This is a genomic window from Streptomyces sp. NRRL B-24484, assembly GCF_000717715.1.
Lineage (GTDB): Bacteria > Actinomycetota > Actinomycetes > Streptomycetales > Streptomycetaceae > Kitasatospora.
The window spans coordinates 23,118-41,922 of the sequence record NZ_JOAI01000030.1; the positions used below are offsets into that span (position 1 = coordinate 23,118).

Sequence of the window (18,805 nt, forward strand, 5' to 3'; positions counted from 1 at the left end):
GCCCGGTCCCACTGACAGGGCGGGTCCACCGACAGGCCGTCCGTCTGCCGCAACCTGGCAGGCAGAATCGGACATTCAACTCATATGGTGAAGATTCAGTCACACTTTCCGGGGCCGGCGCGCCCCGGGAGGAGGACGTCACCAGCTCGGCCGCGCCGCCCGCGCCCGGCCCGAGGAGAGCGGAGGCCGCCATGGAACCGGGTGCCCCGGCGGCCGGCGGACCCGGCCGCGGACGCCGCCGCCTCCTCCAACTGCTGCTCGCCATGCTGCTCGTGGCCCTGGTCGTCGGTGGCGCCGTCCCGTACGTCTCCGGCGCCGGCCGCGCCTACCTCAGCTACCTCGTCCTCGCCGAGCGGCAGGACGCCGACGGCGCCTCGCTCGCCGCCGCCGAGGCCCGGGCGGTCGGCGGTCGGGTCGTCCAGGGCTACCCGCAGATCGGCGCGGTGCTCGCCTACGCCTCCGGCGGCTTCGCCCAGCGGCTGCGCGAGCGGCCCGGCATAGCCGCCGTCGGAGCCACCCGCACCGCCACCGTGCCGAGCCCGCCCGGCCCGCTCAGCGGCGCCGACTTCCGCCCCGCCAACGAGGCCGCGGCCGCCGCCGACAACGCCCAGGGCGGCCTCTCCGACCCGGCCGAACAGGACGACTGGAACCTCGCCATGATCGGCGCCGGCGACCCGCAGTCCGACTCCGCCGCCCTGCTGCGCACCCCCGCCGCGGACCGCGCCCAGCCCGCGGCGGCGCCCACCGCGGCCGCGCTGCGCGGCGTGCTCGTCGCCGTGCTCGACTCGGGTGTCGACGACACCCACCCCGACCTGCGCGACGCGGTCGACCCGCGTGCCTCGGTCTCCTGCGCCGACGGCCGCCCGGACGCCCGCTACGGCGCCTGGCGACCCGACGAGGGCGTCTCCGAGAGCGGCCACGGCACCCACGTGGCCGGCATCGTCGGCGCCGCCCGGGACGGCCGCGGCGTGACCGGCGTCGCCCCGGGCGTCCGGATCGCCGCCGTGCGGCTGCTCGGCCCGCTCGGCCAGTACTACACCGAGAACATCGTCTGCGGCATGCTCTGGGCCGCCGACCACGGCGCCCGCGCGATCAACGACAGCTACTTCGCCGACCCGTGGAAGTACAACTGCCCCGAGGACCCGGACCAGGCCGCGCTCACCCAGGCCGTCGCCCGGGCCGTCGCCTACGCCCAGAAGCGGGGCTCGGTGGTCGTCGCCTCGGCCGGCAACGACGGACAGGACCTCACCGCCGACCGGGACGACCGGCGCAGCCCCAACGACCGCACCTCCGGCCCGCCGCAGGACCGCCACCTCGGCACCGAGTGCATCCGGCTGCCCGGGGAGCTGCCGGGCGTGGTCACCGTCAGCGCCGTCGACCGCTCCGGGGTGCCGGCCGGCTACACCAACTACGGCGGCGTCACCATCGCCGCCCCCGGCGGCGACCCCGACGGCGGGGTGGACGGCGCGATCGTCTCCGACTGGCCGGGCGACCGGTACGCGGCGCTCGCCGGCACCTCGATGGCCGCCGCCCACGTCACCGGCGCCGTCGCGGTGGTCGCCGCCGAGCACCCCGGCTGGGGGCCCGACCGGATCACCGACGCACTGGAGTCGGCGGCCGCCGCCAACTGCCCGCCCGGGCCGGACACCTGCGGCGACCGCAGGTTCTACGGCGCGGGCCTGCTCGCGCTGCCCTGAGACCCGGGGCCGGCCGCCCGCCGGGCCGCGGCGGGTGCGGATGCCCGCCGGAGCGCGACGGGTGCGGACCCGGCTCGGGGATACTGGGTGCCATGAGGCTGACCGAGTTCTGGCGACGGATGCACGAGCACTTCGGCGAGGCGTACGCGGAGTCGTTCGCCCAGGACCACGTGATGAGCGAGCTCGGCGGCCGGACGGTGCTCCAGGCGCTGGACGGCGGCTGGGAGGCCAAGGACGTCTGGCGGGTGGTCTGCGGCAACCAGGGGGTGTCCGCCCGGCTGCGCTGACCCGCGCCGCGGCGGCCCGGCCGCGATTCCCGAAGGGCCGCCCGTCCGATGGGCGAGACTGGGCGGGTGGACAGCAGCCCAGAACAGACCAGCCAGGCGACCGGGGCCCCGGAGGAGCGGCCCGCCCGCGAGGACCGGTTCGGCCGCAGACCCCAGCTGCGCGGCGGCGCCATGCCGCGCTGGCTGCCGAGGGCGATGGTGCTCGCGCTGGTGCTGGTCGGCCTCTTCCAGCTCGCCGACTGGGCGTTCCACCGGCTGATCGACCTCTTCGTCATGCTGCTGGTGGCCTTCTTCCTCTCGCTGGCCATGGAGCCGGCGGTGGACCGGATGGCGGCCCGCGGGGTGCGCCGCGGGCTCGGCACCTTCCTGGTGTTCATCGCGGCGGTCATCGCGATCGGCGGCTTCCTCGCCGCGCTCGGCACGCTGCTCGTCGACCAGGTCACCCGGGTCGCCGGCGAGCTGCCGCACCTGCTGGAGAACCTGATCGGCTGGATCAACCGGACCTTCCACCAGGACCTCTCGCTGGACGAGCTGCAGAAGCGGGTCCTCAAGGACTCCGGCACCGTCGAGAAGTACGCCCAGCAGGCGGCCGGCAACGTCTGGGGCGTCTCCAGCACCGTGATCGGCGGGCTGTTCCAGGTCTTCACCGTCGGCCTGTTCAGCTTCTACTTCACCGCCGACGGCCCGCGGGTGCGGCGGACGGTCTGCTCGCTGCTGCCGCCCGCCAAGCAGGCCGAGGTGCTGCGCGCCTGGGAGATCGCACTCGCCAAGACCGGCGGCTACCTGTACTCCCGGGCGCTGCTCGCGCTCGTCTCCACGCTCGCGCACTGGCTGGTCTTCCAGGTCCTCGGCCTGCCGTACGCGGCCGCGCTCGGCATCTGGGTCGGCGTGATGTCGCAGTTCGTGCCCACCATCGGCACCTACATCGCCGGCGCGCTGCCGGTGCTGGTCGCGCTGACCGGGCAGCCGGTGGACGCGGTCTGGGTGCTCGGCTTCGTCATCGTCTACCAGCAGATCGAGAACTACGTGCTGCACCCGCGGATCACCGCCAGGACGGTCGACGTGCACCCGGCGGTGGCGTTCGGCTCGGTGATCGCCGGGGCGGCGCTGCTCGGTGCGGTCGGCGCGCTGATCGCGATCCCGGCCGCGGCCACGCTGCAGGGGTTCGTCGGCACCTACGTGCGCCGCTACGAGGTGGCGACCGACCCGAGGATCGACCGCGGGGAGGAGCGCAAGGAACGCCGGGAGCGCAGGCGGCAGGCCGCGCGCCGTCTGCGGCGCATGATGCGGGCCGGATCCGGCGATGATTCCGCAGGTCGGGGCAGGGGGGACGGGGAGGGGTAGGAGTCTCCGCAAGATTCGAACGATTGTTCTCTATACTCGGGAGCGGCGAGTTTTCCACAGGCGCGGCGCGATCCGGGTCGATTGTCGGTGGGACGCGCTAGCGTCGAGGACGATGAAGCGCACAGCACAGAACCCGAGGGTGGAAGCCATGGCAGGAACGGACCGCGAGAAGGCCCTTGAGACCGCACTCGCCCAGATCGAGCGGCAGTTCGGCAAGGGCTCGGTGATGCGCCTCGGCGAGAAGGCCAACGAGCCCATCGACGTGATCCCGACCGGCTCCACCGCGCTGGACGTCGCGCTCGGCGTCGGCGGCATCCCGCGCGGCCGCGTGGTCGAGATCTACGGCCCGGAGTCCTCCGGCAAGACCACGCTCACGCTGCACCTCGCCGCCAACGCGCAGCGGGCCGGCGGCACCGTCGCCTTCGTCGACGCCGAGCACGCCCTGGACCCGGAGTACGCCAAGAAGCTCGGCGTGGACACCGACGCCCTGCTGGTCAGCCAGCCGGACACCGGTGAGCAGGCGCTGGAGATCACCGACATGCTGATCCGCTCCGGCGCGATCGACCTGGTGATCATCGACTCGGTCGCCGCACTCGTCCCGCGCGCCGAGATCGAGGGCGAGATGGGCGACTCGCACGTCGGTCTGCAGGCCCGACTGATGAGCCAGGCCCTGCGCAAGATCGCCGGCGCGCTCAACCAGTCGAACACCACCGCCATCTTCATCAACCAGCTGCGCGAGAAGATCGGCGTCATGTTCGGCTCCCCGGAGACCACGACCGGTGGCCGGGCGCTGAAGTTCTACGCCTCCGTCCGCCTGGACATCCGCCGCATCGAGACCCTCAAGGACGGCACCGAGGCGGTCGGCAACCGCACCCGCGTCAAGATCGTCAAGAACAAGGTCGCGGCCCCGTTCAAGCAGGCCGAGTTCGACATCCTCTACGGCATCGGCATCAGCCGCGAGGGCGGCCTGATCGACATGGGCGTCGAGCACGGCTTCATCCGCAAGTCCGGCGCCTGGTACACCTACGAGGGCGACCAGCTGGGCCAGGGCAAGGAGAACGCCCGCAACTTCCTGCGCGACAACCCGCAGCTCGCCGACGAGATCGAGCGGAAGATCAAGGGCAAGCTCGGCATCGGCCCGAAGACCGAGGAGCCGGCCGACGCGGCAGCGGCGGCGGCACCGGCCGCCGAGGCTCCGGCTGCGGCGCCGGCCACCAAGACCGCCGCCAAGAAGACGGCGGCCGCCGCCAAGGCCTGATCCACCGATGCACATCCCCGACCGCGCATCGGGCTCGGCCGCACCCGCCGCCGAGCCCGATGACGTAGGCCCGCCCGACTGGTTCGCCGCCGTCGCCCTCCCCGAGGACGCGCCGGAAGCGACCGAATCCCCAGCACCCGACGGCCGCGACGACTCCGCAGCGCCGGACCTCGCCGACGTGCCGGGTCTGCGCTCGGCCTCCGCGCTGCCCACCGGCCGACGGCGCCGACGCAGCGCGCTCGCCCCCGACGACGAGGCGCCGCCTGTCGAGGAGGCGGCCCCGCGACCCCGCCGCGAGCGGGCGCCACGATCCGAGCGAGGTGAGCGGCGCGAGCGCGCCGAGCTCGGGGCGCACAGTGAGCACGACGAGGACTCCGGGCCGGGCGGCCGGGCCGGGCGGCCGGGCGGACGCCGCCGGCGGTCCGACCGCGCCGAGCGCGGCGAGCGGTCGTCGGACACCTCGTCCCGGCGCACCGAGGAGCAGGCCGACCCCGCGGGCCGGGCCCGCGACATCTGCCTGCGCCTGCTCACCGGCAGCCCCCGCACCCGCAAGCAGCTCGCCGACGCCCTGCGCAAGCGGGAGATCCCCGACGACGTCGCCGAGGAGGTGCTCTCCCGGTACGAGGAGGTCGGGCTGATCGACGACGCCGCCTTCGCCGCCGCCTGGGTGGACGCCCGGCACGGCCGCCGCGGTCTGGCCCGCCGTGCCCTCGCCCAGGAGCTCCGCACCCGCGGCGTCGCCGGCGACCTCGTCGAGGAGGCGCTCGCCCGGGTCGGCTCCGACGACGAGGCCGAGGCCGCCCGCGCCCTGGTCGACCGCAAGCTCCGCACCACCCGCAGTCTGGAGCCGCAGGCCCGCACCCGCCGGCTGGTCGGCATGCTCGCCCGCCGCGGCTACTCCGAGGGCCTCGCCTTCCGCGTCGTCCGGGAGGCCCTGGGGGAGGAGAGTGAAGGCCTCGGCGAGGATTGGTGACGGATCATCAGTCATCGGCATCAACTCTCGATCGCATCTTGACCGTTTCGTAACCTGCGCTTAGCCTCGCAAGCAGTGAGGGATCACTTCGATCACGCTACGGCCTGCCGTGCGCAGGATCGGTCGGAGTCGGTTCCGCGTACCACCCCCCGGTCCCCGGCAGTTCCCTCACCGCCGCACCGACACAGCGCGCAGGCACGGGGAGTGAGGCCGGGATGAGGATCGCGATGGGCACCGGATCGGTCGCCTCCCTGCTGCTGACCGCCGTCCTCTGCCTCGTCCTGGCGCTCACCTGGCTGATGATCCGCCGGCTGCAGGCCGCCCAGCGCCGCGCCGTCGGCGAGGCCGAGCGGGCCCGCACCTGGGCCGAGACCCAGGCCACCCAGCTGCGCGCCGAACTCGACCGCCGCGAGGAGCGGTTGGCCGAGGAGCTGCGCCGGCTGCGCGCCCAGGAGGACGAACTCGACCGCCGGGCCGGGGAGCTGGACGCCACCCGGGCCGACCTCGCCGAGCTGGAGGCCGACCGCCGCCGCGCGCTGGAGACCGCCGCCGGGCTGACCGCCGCCCGCGCCCGCGAGGAACTCACCCGCGCCGTCGAGTCCGAGGCCCGCCGGGACGCGGCCGTCACCGTCCGGGAGATCGAGCGCCGGGCGAAGAGCGAGGGCGACCAGCGGGCCCGCGAGATCATCGCCGGTTCGATCCAGCGGCTGGCCGCCGAGCAGACCGCCGACACCGTGGTGGCCGCCTTCAAGCTGCCCAACGAGGACATGAAGGGCCGGGTGATCGGCCGCGAGGGCCGCAACATCCGGGCCTTCGAGGCCGTCACCGGGGTCAACCTGATCGTCGACGACACCCCCGAACTCGTCCAGCTCTCCTGCTTCGACCCCGTCCGCCGGGAGGCCGCCCGGCTGACCCTGGAGGCGCTCACCGCCGACGGCCGGATCAACCCGCTGCGGATCGAGGAGGTCCACGAGCGCAGCCGCGCCGAGGTCGAGCGGCTCTGCGTGCGGGCCGGCGAGGACGCGCTGCTCGCCGTCCAGCTCGACGGCATGGAGCCGGAACTCCTCCGGACCCTCGGCACCCTGCGTTACCGCACCTCGTACGGGCAGAACGTGCTCGGGCACCTGGTGGAGTCGGCGCACATCGCCGGCATGATGGCGGCCGAACTCGGCGTGGACCAGGACCTGGTGAAGCGTTCCGCGCTGCTGCACGACATCGGCAAGGCGCTCAGCCACGAACTGCCCGGCAGCCACGCCGCGATCGGCGCCGAGTTCGCGCGCCGGCACGGCGAGTCCGCCGAGGTGGTGCACGCGATCGAGGCCCACCACGGCGAGGTCGAGCCGAAGACGGTGGAGGCGGTGCTCACCCAGGCCGCGGACGCCTGCTCCGGCGGCCGTCCCGGCGCCCGCCGCGAGTCGCTGGAGGCCTACGTCCGGCGGCTGGAGCGGCTGGAGGAGATCGCCCGCTCGCACGACGGCGTCTCCAAGGTCTTCGCGATGCAGGCCGGGCGCGAGGTGCGGGTGATGGTCCAGCCCGAGAAGGTGGACGACCTGCGGGCCAAGACCATCGCCCGGGAGGTCGCCCGGCAGGTCCGCGAGGAGCTCACCTACCCCGGCCAGATACGGATCACCGTCGTCCGCGAGAGCCGGGCCACCGAGTTCGCCCGCTGAGACCCGCCGCGACCCGCTGTGACCCGCCGCGACCCGCCGAGGCTCTCCACGCCTCGCCACGGGCCGGCGGGCCCCGGCCCCGACGGCTCGTCAGCGCCGGCCGGCACCGCCCTTCGCCGCGTCCGTCCGGGCCGCGTCCTCCCGGTCGGCCGCCGCTTCCCGTCCGCCGCCCTCGGCGGTTCCCGTCGCAGCTCCGGTCCCCCCGGCGGCGCCGGTGCCCCCGCCCGCCCCGGCGGCCTCGCCCGAGGCGAGCGCGGCCGGACCGCCGCGTGCGCCCTCGGCAAGGCTGTGCAGCTCCTCGGCACGGCAGCCCTGGGTGGTGCCGACCAGGTGCCCGTCCGGGCGCACCAGCAGCACGGTGTGCGGCTCGGCCCCCGGGTACTCCTCGGTCACCAGCACCTCGGCCGGGAGGGGGAGCGCGGCGGCGACCTCGGTGAGCCGGGGCATCATCCCGGCGCCCAGCCAGTGCCGGGACGACCAGACGGCGGTGCCGGGGGCGACCAGCACCAGCAGGAAGCCCAGCCCGAGCCGGGCGTGCAGCCGGTCCGGCGTGCCCTCGGTGGTGACCACCGGCAGGTCGGGCACCTGGACGCCCGGCGCGGTCGGGGGCAGGTTCTCGGTGAGCGAGGTGGCCCGGGTCGCGCGCTGCTCGGGCACCCGTCCGGGGACGCCGGACGGGGCGGCGGGGTAGGCGGGGGCGCCGCCGAAGCGTCCGGTGCCGAGCTGGCCGTCCGCCAGCAGCGGCGCGTGCTTGCGGAACGAGCCGGTGAACAGCGAGCGCCGGGTCTGCTGCCAGCCGCGCAGCGGCCGCAGCAGCGGCATCGCCTGGTCGACGGCGCGCAGCCGGGCGCCGACGGCGCTGCGCCGCTCGGCCTCGTAGCCGTCCAGCAGGGCCCCGCCGGGCCGCGGGCCGCCGGAGTGGAGGTGCCAGGCCAGGGCGAGCCGCCAGGCCAGGTTGTCGGCGTCGCGGAGCCCGTCGACGAGGTTCTGCATGCCGAGGGCGCCGTGCAGGTGGGCGGCGTCGCCGGCGAGGAAGCAGCGGCCGGAGCGGAAGCGGGCGGCGAGCCGCTGCTGGGCGGTGTGGTCGGCGGCGGCCAGCAGCTCGTACGCGGGGAGTTCGCCGCACCAGCCGGTGAGGGCGGAGCGGACCCGGGTGAGCAGGGTGTCGCCGGTGACGATGCCGGGCCAGGTGGCGTGCGGGTCGACCGGTTCGGTGGGGGCGGGGCGGCCCGGGGGCAGCCGCCAGTCGAGGCGCCAGAGGCCGTCCGGGAGCGGGCGGGCGGAGGCCTCGCGGTCGCCGCGCCACGGGGGCTCGCGGTGCAGCCGGGCCTCGCCGGCGAAGGGCAGGTCGACCCGGACGGTCGCGACCGCGTGCCGGTCGACGGCGGGCCGGCCGGGGAAGCGGATCTTCAGCAGCTTGCGGACGGTGGAGCGGGCGCCGTCGCAGCCGACCAGGTGGCTGCCGCGCCACCAGGTGGAGGCGCCGTCACGGGTGCCGGCGGTGCGGACGCTGACGCCGTTCCGGTCCTGTTCGAGTTCGACCACGCGGGTGAGCGGGACCAGCTGGATGAGCGGGGTGGCGGTGACGGCGTCCCGCAGGCCGCGCTGCATCCGGTGCTGCGCGAGGTGCAGCACAGGCTCCCCGTCGAGCGGGATGCGCAGGACCTCGGCGCGGCGGCGCCAGACCGTGAAGGCGTCCCAGCGGGCCGCGTCGGAGGCCGCCCGGGTGTAGCCGAGACGTTCGAGCAGGGCGGCGGTGTCGGGGCCGAGGACGACCGTGCGGGGGCTCTCCGGGCACAGGCCCGCGCCCTCGTCGAGGAGGATGCTCGGCACCTCGTGCCGGGCCAGGGCCAGGGCGAGCGACAGCCCGACCGGCCCGGCCCCGACGACGATCACCGGGTCCACGCGGGGACCTCCGGGCGTGCGGGATCAGCATATGCCGCGGGGGTGGTCCCTGGTGGTGTCACGAAGAGCAATGCAACAGATCACCTGGGTTGACGTCAAGCAGCAGCAGGTGTGCGCCGGTTCGCGCCGCGGCGGCCGCGCGCCTCGAGCCACTTGGCGAGGCCGGTGAGGGCCAGGCACAGACCGATGTAGAGCGTGCCGACGACGATCACCACGGGGATGTACGGGTAGCCCGTGGAGTTGCTGGCGATCAGCTTGCCCGCGTAGAGCAGCTCGGGGTAGGTGATGACGAAGCCGAGCGAGGTGTCCTTGAGGGTGACCACCAGCTGGCCGATGATCGCCGGGAGCATCGACCGGACCGCCTGCGGCACCAGGATCAGTGTCATGACCTGGGTCTTGCCCATGCCCAGGGCGTAGGCGGCCTCGCCCTGGCCGCGGGGCAGCGCGAGGATGCCGGTGCGCATGATCTCGGCCTGGACGGCGCCGTTGTAGAGGGTGAGCCCGAGGACGAGGGCCGGCATCGGCTCCGAGGGGAACACCGCGTGGTACAGCGCGAAGATCATGATGAGCAGCGGCATGGCGCGGAAGAACTGCACCACGGCCGAGGACACCGCGCGCACCGGGCGGTGGTCGGAGAGCCGGCCGGCGGCCAGCAGCGCGCCGAGCACGATCGACAGCACACCGGCCAGCGCGAAGACCTTGAGGGTGGCCACCACGCCGTCGAGGATGCGCTGCTGCACGGCCGTGTACTGGAACGGGTCCCACAGCTCGGGGTCGAACTGGCCGGCCGCGTCCAGCTTGGCGTACGCGTACCAGCCGAGGCCGGCGATGGCGAGCAGCGACAGGGCACCGAACAGCCGGTAGCGGAGCCTGGCCTTTGGGCCGGGGGTGTCGAAGAGGACCGTCGCGGTGGCGGTGCGGGTGCTCATCGGACCACCGCCAGGCGGCTCTCCAGGAACCGGAACACCCCGCCGACGGTGAAGCTGACCAGCAGGTAGGCCAGCGCCACCCAGAAGAAGATCGCGAGGATGGCGTACCCCTTGTCGCTCAGTGTCGCCTGCACGCTGTAGAGCTCGGCGACGCTGAACGCGCCGGCGATCGCCGAGTTCCTCGGCAGGGCGATGAAGATGCTGCTCATCGGCGGCAGCACGGTGCGGGCCGCCTGCGGCAGCACGACGTGGAGGAGCGTCTGGCCGAAGCTCATGCCCAGGCTGCGGGCCGCCTCGGCCTGCCCGAACGGCACCGTGTTGATGCCCGCGCGCAGCACCTCGCAGACGAACGAGCCGGTGTAGGCGCTGAGCGCGATCACCGCGAAGGTGAAGTTGTCGAAGTGCACGTCCAGCCGCGGGAGTCCGAAGATCACCGCGAAGAACAGCAGGGTCAGCGGGGTGTTCCGGAAGGTGTTCACCCACACGGTGCCGAACACCCGCAGCGCCGGGACCGGGGAGACCCGGAAGGCCGCCAGCACGGTGCCGAGCAGCAGCGCGAACAGCGCACTCACTGCGCTGAGCTCGATCGTCTGCAGGAAACCGTCGCGGAAGAGCGCGAAGTTGTCGCCCTCGAACAGTATGCCCACGCCGGCGGCCCTCCTCTCTAGGTCGTTCGACCGGTCCCGGACCGGATCAGTAGCGCTCGAGCGGCGGCACGGCCGGGGCGGCGGCACCGGACAGGCCGAGCGTCGCGTCGTACGCCTTCTTCCAGTCGCCGTTGTCCTCGTGGGCCTTCAGCGCGTTGTTGATGGCGTCCCGCAGCACCTTGTCGTCGTGGTTCAGGCCCACGCCGTACTTCTCGGCGGAGAAGGTCTTGCCGACGACCTTGAGCTTGCCGGCGTTCTTGGCGCCGAAGCCCTTGAGGATCGCGTCGTCGGTGGTGACCGCGTCGATCTCGCCGGTCAGCAGCTTGTCGACGCACTGGGCGTAGTTGTCGTACTGGACGACCTTCTTGCCCTCGCCGACGTACTTCTGGATCTGGGTCACCGAGGTGGAACCGGTCACCGAGCAGACGTTCTTGCCCGCGACCGACTCCGGGCCGGTGATGGCGGTGTTGTCCTTCTTCACCAGCAGGTCCTGGCCGGCGATGTAGTACGGGCCGGCGAAGGAGACCGAGGCCTTGCGCTTGTCGTTGATGCTGTAGGTGCCGACGTAGTAGTCGATGCCGCCGCCGCTGATCTCGGTCTCGCGGTTGGCGGAGACGACGGTCTTGAAGTCGATCTGGTCGGGCGCGAAGCCCAGGTCGGCCGCGATCATCTTGGCGATCTCGATGTCGAAGCCGGTGCGGGTGTTGGCGGTGACGTCCTCGAAGCCGAGGTACGGCTGGTCCGCCTTGGCGCCGATGGTGAGCTTGCCCTTGGCCTTGGCCTTCTTCCAGACCGGGGAGGCGTCCAGGTTGGCGGACTTGTTCACGGCGTAGGTGGGCAGCGTGGGCGCGGCGGCGTCGGAGCCGGCCGGCGAGCCGTCCTTGCCGCAGGCGGCGACGGCGGTCAGCGCGAGCACCGACAGGGCGGCGGCGATGGTGCGACGAGTCCTCATGAGGGTTGGCTCTCCTCGGTAATGGCCACCGGACGACCGGGGGCTGGGCTGGACCTTCCGTGACTGCGGCCGGGCACCCCGTCGGGCCCGGCCGCTCTGGGTCGGCGCGCAGTGGGGCGCCGCGGCGTTCAGTGACTCAGGATCTTGGACAGGAAGTCCTTGGCGCGGTCCGTCCGCGGGGCGGTGAAGAACGCGTCGGGGGTGTTCTCCTCGACGATCCGGCCGTCCGCCATGAACAGCACCCGGTTCGCGGCGGAGCGGGCGAAGCCCATCTCGTGCGTGACCACGACCATCGTCATGCCCTCGGCGGCGAGCTGGCGCATGACCTCCAGCACCTCGGTGACCATCTCCGGGTCGAGCGCGGAGGTCGGCTCGTCGAAGAGCATCACCTTCGGCCGCATGGCCAGCGCCCGGGCGATCGCCACGCGCTGCTGCTGGCCGCCGGAGAGCTGCGCCGGGTACTTGTCCGCCTGGGCGCCCACGCCGACCCGCTCCAGCAGCTCGCGGGCGGTGGCCTCGGCCTGGTCGCGCGCGACGCGGCGCACCTTCACCTGGCCCAGGACGACGTTCTCCAGCACCGTCTTGTGCGCGAACAGGTTGAAGCTCTGGAACACCATGCCGACCTCGGCGCGCAGCCGGGCCAGCTCCTTGCCCTCCGCGGGCAGCGGCCGGCCGTCGATGGTGATGGTGCCCGAGTCGATGGTCTCCAGCCGGTTGATCGTCCGGCAGAGGGTGGACTTGCCGGAGCCGGACGGGCCGATCAGCACGACCACCTCGCCCTGACGGATACTCAGGTCGACGTCCTGCAGCACGTGGAGGGCGCCGAAGTGCTTGTTGACGCCGGACAGCACCACCAGCGGAGCGGTTGCGGCCGCGGCATCGGTGACGGCGGTCTCGGTCATCGCGCGGTGGCTCCTCGTCTCTGGCCCGGGGTCAGTTCCCGCGGGTGGCAGTGCTGGTGGTGCGAAGTGGTGCCGAACTAGTGCCGGGGGCCGGAGCCGGCGGAGCCCGCAGCCCCCGGTGGGCCGACCATAGGAGGCCCGACGATGCCATGTCAGTCGATCTGAGCGGAACTTGAGGATCACGATCAGGCCACGCACGGCCGCCGGGGGATCACCCTGCGCGTTCGGCGCCGGCCGGAGGGTGCCGGGTATCGGCTCGGTAACGGCCCGCGGCCGCAGCCCCCGGGGAACGGCCGTGTGCGGTGCGATGGGCCGGGGCGCCGGGACCGCCCTGCAGACGGCGGTGTCGCCGCGCCCGGGGCGGACGGCACAATACTCCGAACCGCGTGGCCGTACCGGTCGGGCCGCCGGCCCGGCACACTGGCCGGACGGGCCACCGCGGCAACGGGAGAAAAGGGAGGTACCGGATGCGACTGCTGCTCGTCGAGGACGACGACCGGGTCGCCGCCGCGCTCACCGCTGTCCTGGGCCGGCACGGCTTCCAGGTCAAGCACGCGCGCAGCGGGCACGAGGCGCTGGACGCGCTGGTGCCCGACGGCAACGAGCCGTTCCGGGTGGTGCTGCTCGACCTCGGGCTGCCGGACCGGGACGGCTTCGAGGTGTGCAGCCGGATCAGGGCCGGCAGCGGCGTCCCGGTGATCATGGTGACCGCGCGGGCCGACATCCGCTCCCGGATCCACGGCCTCAACCTCGGCGCCGACGACTACATCACCAAGCCCTACGACATGGGCGAACTGCTCGCCCGGATCCACGCCGTCTCCCGCCGCGGCCTGCCCGCCGCTCCGGCCGGCCCGGCCGAGCAGGCCGACGGACCGCTCGCCTCCCGCGGCATCGTGATCGACCGCGAGCGCCGCCGGGTCAGCGTGCAGGGCCGCGACGTCCCGCTCACCCGCAAGGAGTTCGACCTGCTGGCGCTGCTCGCGCAGAGCCCCGGCGTGGTCTACCGCCGCGAGCAGATCTTCAGCGAGGTCTGGCGCAGCGGCTGGGAGGGCAACGGCCGCACCCTGGAGGTGCACATCGGCTCGCTGCGGACCAAGCTCGGCCTGCCCGGCCTCGTCGAGGCCGTCCGCGGCGTCGGCTACCGGCTGATCGCCGACCAGCCCGCCGACCAGCCCACCGACGGCGCCGACCGGACGGCACCGCCCGCAGCACCCGACGCCGGCTCCGGCGCCGCAGGCTCCGACACCGCCGGCTCCGGCACCGTGGAGCGCTGAGCCCGACGTGCGCAACCGCCTGCTCGGCATCCTGCTCTCCCTGATGGCCTGCGTGCTGGCCGCCCTAGGGCTGCCGCTCGCCGCCGCCGTCGCCGCGGCCGAGCAGAGCCGGGTGGTGGTCGACCGGATCGACGACGCCGCCCGCTTCGCCCAGGACCTGCCGACCCAGGGCCGGGCGGGCTCCGACGCGGCCGTGAAGGGCTCCACCGAACCCGACGCCGGGGACACCACGCGGCTGCGCATGCTCGCGCTGGAGGCCTCCCGCTACTTCGACCTGTACGGCGCCCGGGTGGGCATCTTCCAGCGGGACGGCAGCTCCGTCGCCGTGGCCCCGGTCGGCTGGACGGTGCCCGAGGAGGGCCCCGGCGCGCAGGCCTTCCAGGAGGCCCTGGACGGACGGCGAAGCCACAACCCGCCGCAGGTCTGGCCGTGGACCCCGGACCGCACCATCACCGTCGCCCTGCCGGTGGTCCGCGACGGCGACGTGGTCGCCGTGGTGATCACCGAGTCGCCGACCGGCCCGATGCGCGCCCGCGTGCTGCACAGCTGGCTGTGGATCGGCGCCGGCGAGGCGCTCGCCATGATCGTCGCCGTGCTGCTCGCCGTCCGGCTGACCGGCTGGGTGCTGCGGCCCGTCCGCACCCTCGACCGGGCCACCCACGACATCGCCACCGGCCGCCTCAACGCGCGGGTCGCCGCCAGTGGCGGCCCGCCGGAGCTGCGCCGCCTCGCCCGCTCCTTCAACGACATGGCCGACCACGTGGTGCTCGCCATCGACCAGCAGCGGGCCTTCGTCGCCGACGCCTCGCACCAGCTGCGCAACCCGCTGGCGGCCCTGCTGCTGCGGGTCGAGCTGCTCGGCCTGGAACTCCCGGAGGGGCACCAGGAGGAGGTCGGCGCCGTCCGCGAGGAGGGCATCCGGCTGGCCCGGGTGCTGGACGACCTGCTGGGCCTGGCCACCGCCGAGCACGCCCGCCCCGAGCCGGAGCCGGTGGACCTCACCGCGCTGGTGCTCGCCCGGGTCGACGCCTGGCGCCCGGTCGCCGACCAGCGGGGCATCGACCTCGCCTGGGACGGCCCCCCGGTGGCGTACGGCCTGGCCGACCCGATCGGCTTCGGCAGCGCGCTGGACGCGGTGCTCGACAACGCCCTGAAGTTCACCCCGTCCGGCCGCCGGGTGGCCGTCGACACGGTGCTGCGCAAGCGCGAGGTCAGCGTGGCGGTGACCGACTCCGGCCCGGGCCTCACCGAGGAGGAGCTCGGCCGGATCGGCGACCGCTTCTGGCGCAGCCCCCGCCACCAGAACGTGGACGGCTCCGGGCTCGGCCTGTCCATCGCCCGCACCCTGCTGCTCGCGGGCGGCGGCTCGCTGGACTTCGCCCCGGCCGAGCCCGGCGGGCTCACCGTCGTGCTGTCCGTGCCGCGCCGCCGGGACTGATCGCGCCGCCGCGACCGAGCGCGCCGCCGCGACCGAGCCCCGGGCGGCCACCCCTCAGGGCTTGATCGAGATGTAGTACCGCCGGGCGCCCTCGTGCAGCGGCAGCGGGTCGGTGTACACGGCGGTGCGCAGGTCCACCAGCTGCGCCGCGTGCACCTGCGAGCCGATGGTGTCCCGGCTGTCGATCACCGCCCGGGTCACCCCCTGCACCAGGTCCGGGTCCACGTCGTCCCGGGTGACCAGCAGGTTCGGCACCGCGACGGTGGGCACCGCGGTGCCGGCCGGCTCCGCCTTCGGGTAGGCGTCCTTGGGGATGGTCGCCGCCCGGTAGGCGTCGGTGCCGCCGCCGCCCTCCTGCTGGTGCAGCGCCTCGGCGAGGTCGGCCAGCGGCACGATCCGGATCCGGTAGCGCTCAGACAGGTCGGTGAGCGCGGTGGTCGGCAGGCCGCCGGACCAGAAGAACGCGTCGATCCGGCCGTCCCGCAGCTGGTCCGCCGCGTCGCCGACGCCCAGCAGCGCCGGCTTGATGTCCTTGTCGATGTCGAGGCCGGCCGCGGCGAGCAGCTTGCGGGTGACGAGGTTCACGCCGGACTTCTCCTGGCCCACCCCGACCCGCAGGCCGCGCAGGTCGGAGGTCCGCCGCACCTTGGAGTCGGCGGGCACGACCAGCTGGAGGTAGTCGTCGTAGAGCCGGGCGATCGCCCGCAGGTGCCACTTGGACGGGCTGTTGAAGCCGGCCACGGCGTCGGCGGTCGCGATCGCGAAGTCGTCCCGGCCGGCGGCCAGCCGCTCCAGGTTGTCCACCGAGCCCTGGGAGTTGTCCAGGCGCATCCGCATGCCGGGCATCGCCGTCGAGACGTAGCCCTGCAGCAGCTGTCCGTAGCGGTCGTACACGCCTCGCTGCACGCCGGTCGAGAAGCCGATCTCGCCCTTCGGGTAGCCGGGCGACGCGTTCGAGGAGAGCCACCACCCGGTCAGGGCGCCCGCCACCAGCAGCAGTGCCAGGCCGATCGGCACCGGCCGGCGGCGGGCGGCGCGGCGCACGGCGGCACCGAACCGGGCGGGTATCGAGGACTGGGCCATGCAGGGATACTGCCAGGCCGGGCGGCCCGGCGGGAGGCCCGTCCCACTGCCCGTACCCTTGCTGTCGTGGGTATGGAGGAGAGCTTGCGAACTTACAAGGTCGTCACGTACGGCTGCCAGATGAACGTCCACGACTCCGAGCGGCTGTCCGGCCTGCTGGAGGAGGCGGGCTACGCGAAGGCCGCCCAGGACGCCGACCCGGACCTGGTGGTCTTCAACACCTGTGCGGTCCGCGAGAACGCCGACAACAAGCTGTACGGCAACCTCGGCCGGCTGGCCCCCGTCAAGCAGCAGCACCGGGGCATGCAGATCGCCGTCGGCGGCTGCCTCGCCCAGAAGGACCGCGACACCATCGTCCGCAAGGCGCCCTGGGTCGACGTCGTCTTCGGCACCCACAACATCGGCCACCTCCCCGCCCTGCTGGAGCGGGCCCGGGTCGAGGAGCAGGCCCAGGTCGAGATCCTCGAATCGCTGGAGACCTTCCCCTCCACCCTGCCCACCCGCCGCGAGTCCGCGTACGCGGCCTGGGTCGCCATCTCGGTCGGCTGCAACAACACCTGCACCTTCTGCATCGTGCCGGCGCTGCGCGGCAAGGAGGAGGACCGCCGCCCCGGCGACATCCTCGCCGAGGTCGAGGCGCTGGTCGCCGAGGGCGTCGTCGAGGTCACCCTGCTCGGCCAGAACGTCAACTCCTACGGCTCCGACCTGGGCGACCGCGAGGCCTTCTCCAAGCTGCTGCGCGCCTGCGGCGGCGTCGAGGGCCTGGAGCGGGTCCGCTTCACCTCGCCGCACCCGCGCGACTTCACCGACGACGTGATCGCCGCGATGGCCGGGACGCCGAACGTGATGCACCAGCTGCACATGCCGCTGCAGTCCGGCTCGGACACCGTGCTCAAGGCGATGCGGCGCTCCTACCGTCAGGCGCGCTACCTGGAGATCATCCGCAAGGTCCGCGAGGCCATGCCGGACGCCGCGATCTCCACCGACATCATCGTCGGCTTCCCCGGCGAGACCGACGAGGACTTCGAGCAGACCCTGCACGTCGTCCGCGAGGCCCGCTTCACCAACGCCTTCACCTTCCAGTACTCCAAGCGGCCCGGCACCCCCGCCGCCGAGATGGACGGCCAGATCCCGAAGGCGGTCGTCCAGGAGCGCTACGACCGGCTGATCGCCCTCCAGGAGGAGATCTCCTGGGAGGAGAACAAGAAGCAGGTCGGCCGCCGGCTGGAGATCCTCGTCGCCGAGGGCGAGGGCAAGAAGGACGACCGGACGGCCCGGCTCTCCGGCCGCGCCCCCGACAACCGGCTGGTGCACTTCACCCGGCCGTCCGAGCCCGTGCGGCCCGGCGACATGGTGACCGTCGAGATCACCTACGCCGCCCCGCACCACCTCCTCGCGGAGGGCGCCCCGATCGCCGTCCGGCGGACCCGGGCGGGCGACGCCTGGGAGCGGCGGCAGGCGGCCCCGGCGGCCAAGCCGGCCGGCGTGATGCTCGGCCTCCCCACCATCGGAGCCCCGGTGCCGGTCGCGGCCCCGGCGGGGCCGGGGTGCGGCTGCGACTGACGTTCCCGTCGGGACCCGCGCGGCGGGAGGCCACGGTGCCTCCCGCCGCGCGCGGGTCCCGCGGCCCCCGGTCGGGAGGCACCCCCGCGCGCCCTCGGGGTTCGCCACGGGCCTCCGGCGGGGCTGCGCCGACTAGAGTGATCGCCATGCTGGTTGCCGCCGCCGTGTGTCCCTGTCCGCCGTTGGTCGTTCCGGAGGTGGCGGCGGGTGCCGCGCCCGAGCTGGACGGGCTGCGGGCCGCCTGCGCGGAGGCGGTGGGGGAGCTGCTCGACTCCGGTGCGGAGCTGATCGTCGTGGTCGGGACGGGCCCCAGGGCCGAGGTCTGGACGGAGGGCGGGGCCGGTTCCTTCCGCCGCTACGGGGTGGACCTCGCGGTGCGGCTGCCCGCCGCCGGCGTCTCGGGCCCCGAACTCGCACCCTCGCTGACCGTCGGCGCCTGGCTGCTGGCCGAGGCCGGCGCCGCGCTGCCAGCGCACGCCTGCGCCGTCCGGCCCGACACCGCCCCCGACCGGCTGGCCGGCCTGGGCAAGGGCCTGGCCGACCTCGCGGACCGGGTCGGCCTGCTGGTCCTCGGCGGCGGCAGCGCCTGCCGCTCGGTGAAGGCGCCGGGCTACTGGGACGAGCGCTCCGAGGCCTACGACGCGGCCGCGGCCGCCGCCCTGGCCGCCGCCGACACCGCCGCGCTGGCCGCCCTCGACCCGCAGCTCTCGGCCGAGCTGCAGGCCGACGGACGGGCGCCCTGGCAGGTGCTGGCCGGGGCCGCCGAGGGCGCGGGCCTGAGCGGCCGGCTGCTCCTCGACGAGGCCCCGTACGGCGTGGGCTACCTCGTGGCCTCCTGGCGCTGAGCCCCCGCCCGAGGTCCGGGAGGTCCGGCCCGCGGTCC

Annotated in this window: 16 protein-coding genes; 10 read left to right on the plus strand and 6 right to left on the minus strand. The window is 74.2% G+C overall.

Annotation, left to right across the window (positions count from 1 at the left end; translation table 11 throughout):
* Positions 1-191: 191 nt before the first annotated feature.
* The 6 genes from IE98_RS0124975 to rny all read left to right on the plus strand — a co-directional run bounded on the left by IE98_RS0124975 (position 192) and on the right by rny (position 7,229).
* Positions 192-1,697, plus strand: a complete 1,506-nt coding sequence (locus IE98_RS0124975; RefSeq protein ID WP_030272550.1) for a S8 family peptidase — start codon at positions 192-194, stop codon at positions 1,695-1,697.
* Positions 1,698-1,789: 92 nt separating this feature from the next.
* A complete protein-coding gene (locus IE98_RS0124980; RefSeq protein ID WP_030272552.1) occupies positions 1,790-1,984 on the plus strand; it encodes a DUF3046 domain-containing protein in 195 nt (64 codons plus the stop codon).
* A gap of 66 nt (positions 1,985-2,050) precedes the next feature.
* Entirely contained in the window at positions 2,051-3,328 is a 1,278-nt protein-coding gene (locus IE98_RS0124985) for an AI-2E family transporter (RefSeq protein ID WP_420706217.1), read from the plus strand.
* 148 nt (positions 3,329-3,476) lie between these two features.
* Positions 3,477-4,586 carry a recombinase RecA gene (recA, locus tag IE98_RS0124990; protein WP_030272555.1) on the plus strand — a complete coding sequence of 370 codons (1,110 nt, stop codon included), beginning with the start codon at positions 3,477-3,479 and terminating at the stop codon, positions 4,584-4,586.
* Between the two features lie 7 nt (positions 4,587-4,593).
* Entirely contained in the window at positions 4,594-5,559 is a 966-nt protein-coding gene (locus IE98_RS46715; protein WP_078661279.1) for a regulatory protein RecX, read from the plus strand.
* 215 nt (positions 5,560-5,774) lie between these two features.
* Positions 5,775-7,229 carry a ribonuclease Y gene (gene rny / locus IE98_RS0125000; RefSeq protein WP_030272557.1) on the plus strand — a complete coding sequence of 485 codons (1,455 nt, stop codon included), beginning with the start codon at positions 5,775-5,777 and terminating at the stop codon, positions 7,227-7,229.
* A gap of 90 nt (positions 7,230-7,319) precedes the next feature.
* Here rny and IE98_RS0125005 read toward each other — a convergent pair whose 3' ends face one another.
* The 5 genes from IE98_RS0125005 to IE98_RS0125025 all read right to left on the minus strand — a co-directional run bounded on the left by IE98_RS0125005 (position 7,320) and on the right by IE98_RS0125025 (position 12,564).
* Positions 7,320-9,134 (minus strand): FAD-dependent monooxygenase, encoded by a 1,815-nt coding sequence (locus IE98_RS0125005; protein WP_030272558.1) that lies wholly within the window; start codon positions 9,132-9,134, stop codon positions 7,320-7,322.
* 95 nt (positions 9,135-9,229) lie between these two features.
* Complete coding sequence (locus IE98_RS0125010) at positions 9,230-10,063, minus strand: amino acid ABC transporter permease (protein ID WP_030272559.1); 834 nt, start codon at positions 10,061-10,063, stop codon at positions 9,230-9,232.
* Positions 10,060-10,710: an amino acid ABC transporter permease gene (locus IE98_RS0125015; RefSeq protein ID WP_030272560.1), complete on the minus strand. Its 651-nt coding sequence runs from the start codon at positions 10,708-10,710 to the stop codon at positions 10,060-10,062. The genes IE98_RS0125010 and IE98_RS0125015 overlap by 4 nt, the downstream gene beginning before the upstream one ends.
* A gap of 46 nt (positions 10,711-10,756) precedes the next feature.
* The gene (locus tag IE98_RS0125020; protein ID WP_030272562.1) at positions 10,757-11,662 is read right to left on the minus strand and encodes a glutamate ABC transporter substrate-binding protein; all 906 of its coding nucleotides are present in this window, start codon (positions 11,660-11,662) and stop codon (positions 10,757-10,759) included.
* Between the two features lie 128 nt (positions 11,663-11,790).
* On the minus strand, positions 11,791-12,564 hold the full coding sequence (locus IE98_RS0125025) for an amino acid ABC transporter ATP-binding protein (RefSeq protein ID WP_030272564.1): 774 nt from the start codon (positions 12,562-12,564) through the stop codon (positions 11,791-11,793).
* A 467-nt stretch (positions 12,565-13,031) separates the two neighbouring features.
* Here IE98_RS0125025 and IE98_RS0125030 point away from each other — a divergent pair, with 467 nt between their 5' ends.
* Together IE98_RS0125030 and IE98_RS0125035 are read left to right on the plus strand one after the other, a co-directional pair.
* Positions 13,032-13,838 (plus strand): response regulator transcription factor, encoded by an 807-nt coding sequence (locus IE98_RS0125030; protein ID WP_078661280.1) that lies wholly within the window; start codon positions 13,032-13,034, stop codon positions 13,836-13,838.
* A 7-nt stretch (positions 13,839-13,845) separates the two neighbouring features.
* Positions 13,846-15,276 (plus strand): sensor histidine kinase, encoded by a 1,431-nt coding sequence (locus IE98_RS0125035; RefSeq protein WP_030272568.1) that lies wholly within the window; start codon positions 13,846-13,848, stop codon positions 15,274-15,276.
* 54 nt (positions 15,277-15,330) lie between these two features.
* Here the strand turns inward: IE98_RS0125035 and IE98_RS0125040 are convergent, their stop codons facing one another.
* Positions 15,331-16,359, minus strand: coding sequence for a TAXI family TRAP transporter solute-binding subunit (locus tag IE98_RS0125040; protein ID WP_052390933.1), 1,029 nt, complete (start codon positions 16,357-16,359; stop codon positions 15,331-15,333).
* Positions 16,360-16,431: 72 nt separating this feature from the next.
* Here IE98_RS0125040 and miaB point away from each other — a divergent pair, with 72 nt between their 5' ends.
* Together miaB and IE98_RS0125050 are read left to right on the plus strand one after the other, a co-directional pair.
* Entirely contained in the window at positions 16,432-17,922 is a 1,491-nt protein-coding gene (gene miaB / locus IE98_RS0125045) for a tRNA (N6-isopentenyl adenosine(37)-C2)-methylthiotransferase MiaB (protein WP_030272572.1), read from the plus strand.
* Between the two features lie 146 nt (positions 17,923-18,068).
* The gene (locus tag IE98_RS0125050) at positions 18,069-18,767 is read left to right on the plus strand and encodes a hypothetical protein (protein WP_030272574.1); all 699 of its coding nucleotides are present in this window, start codon (positions 18,069-18,071) and stop codon (positions 18,765-18,767) included.
* The last annotated feature ends 38 nt before the right edge of the window (positions 18,768-18,805 follow it).

Bases quoted from the DNA above. Each gene is read 5' to 3' on its own strand.
- IE98_RS0124975 (WP_030272550.1), top strand. From the start codon at position 192: ATGGAACCGGGTGCCCCGGCGGCCGGCGGACCCGGCCGCGGACGCCGC.
- IE98_RS0124980 (WP_030272552.1), top strand. From the start codon at position 1,790: ATGAGGCTGACCGAGTTCTGGCGACGGATGCACGAGCACTTCGGCGAG.
- recA (WP_030272555.1), top strand. From the start codon at position 3,477: ATGGCAGGAACGGACCGCGAGAAGGCCCTTGAGACCGCACTCGCCCAG.
- IE98_RS46715 (WP_078661279.1), top strand. From the start codon at position 4,594: ATGCACATCCCCGACCGCGCATCGGGCTCGGCCGCACCCGCCGCCGAG.
- rny (WP_030272557.1), top strand. From the start codon at position 5,775: ATGAGGATCGCGATGGGCACCGGATCGGTCGCCTCCCTGCTGCTGACC.
- IE98_RS0125010 (WP_030272559.1), bottom strand. From the start codon at position 10,063: ATGAGCACCCGCACCGCCACCGCGACGGTCCTCTTCGACACCCCCGGC.
- IE98_RS0125020 (WP_030272562.1), bottom strand. From the start codon at position 11,662: ATGAGGACTCGTCGCACCATCGCCGCCGCCCTGTCGGTGCTCGCGCTG.
- IE98_RS0125025 (WP_030272564.1), bottom strand. From the start codon at position 12,564: ATGACCGAGACCGCCGTCACCGATGCCGCGGCCGCAACCGCTCCGCTG.
- IE98_RS0125030 (WP_078661280.1), top strand. From the start codon at position 13,032: ATGCGACTGCTGCTCGTCGAGGACGACGACCGGGTCGCCGCCGCGCTC.
- IE98_RS0125040 (WP_052390933.1), bottom strand. From the start codon at position 16,359: ATGGCCCAGTCCTCGATACCCGCCCGGTTCGGTGCCGCCGTGCGCCGC.
- miaB (WP_030272572.1), top strand. From the start codon at position 16,432: ATGGAGGAGAGCTTGCGAACTTACAAGGTCGTCACGTACGGCTGCCAG.
- IE98_RS0125050 (WP_030272574.1), top strand. From the start codon at position 18,069: ATGCTGGTTGCCGCCGCCGTGTGTCCCTGTCCGCCGTTGGTCGTTCCG.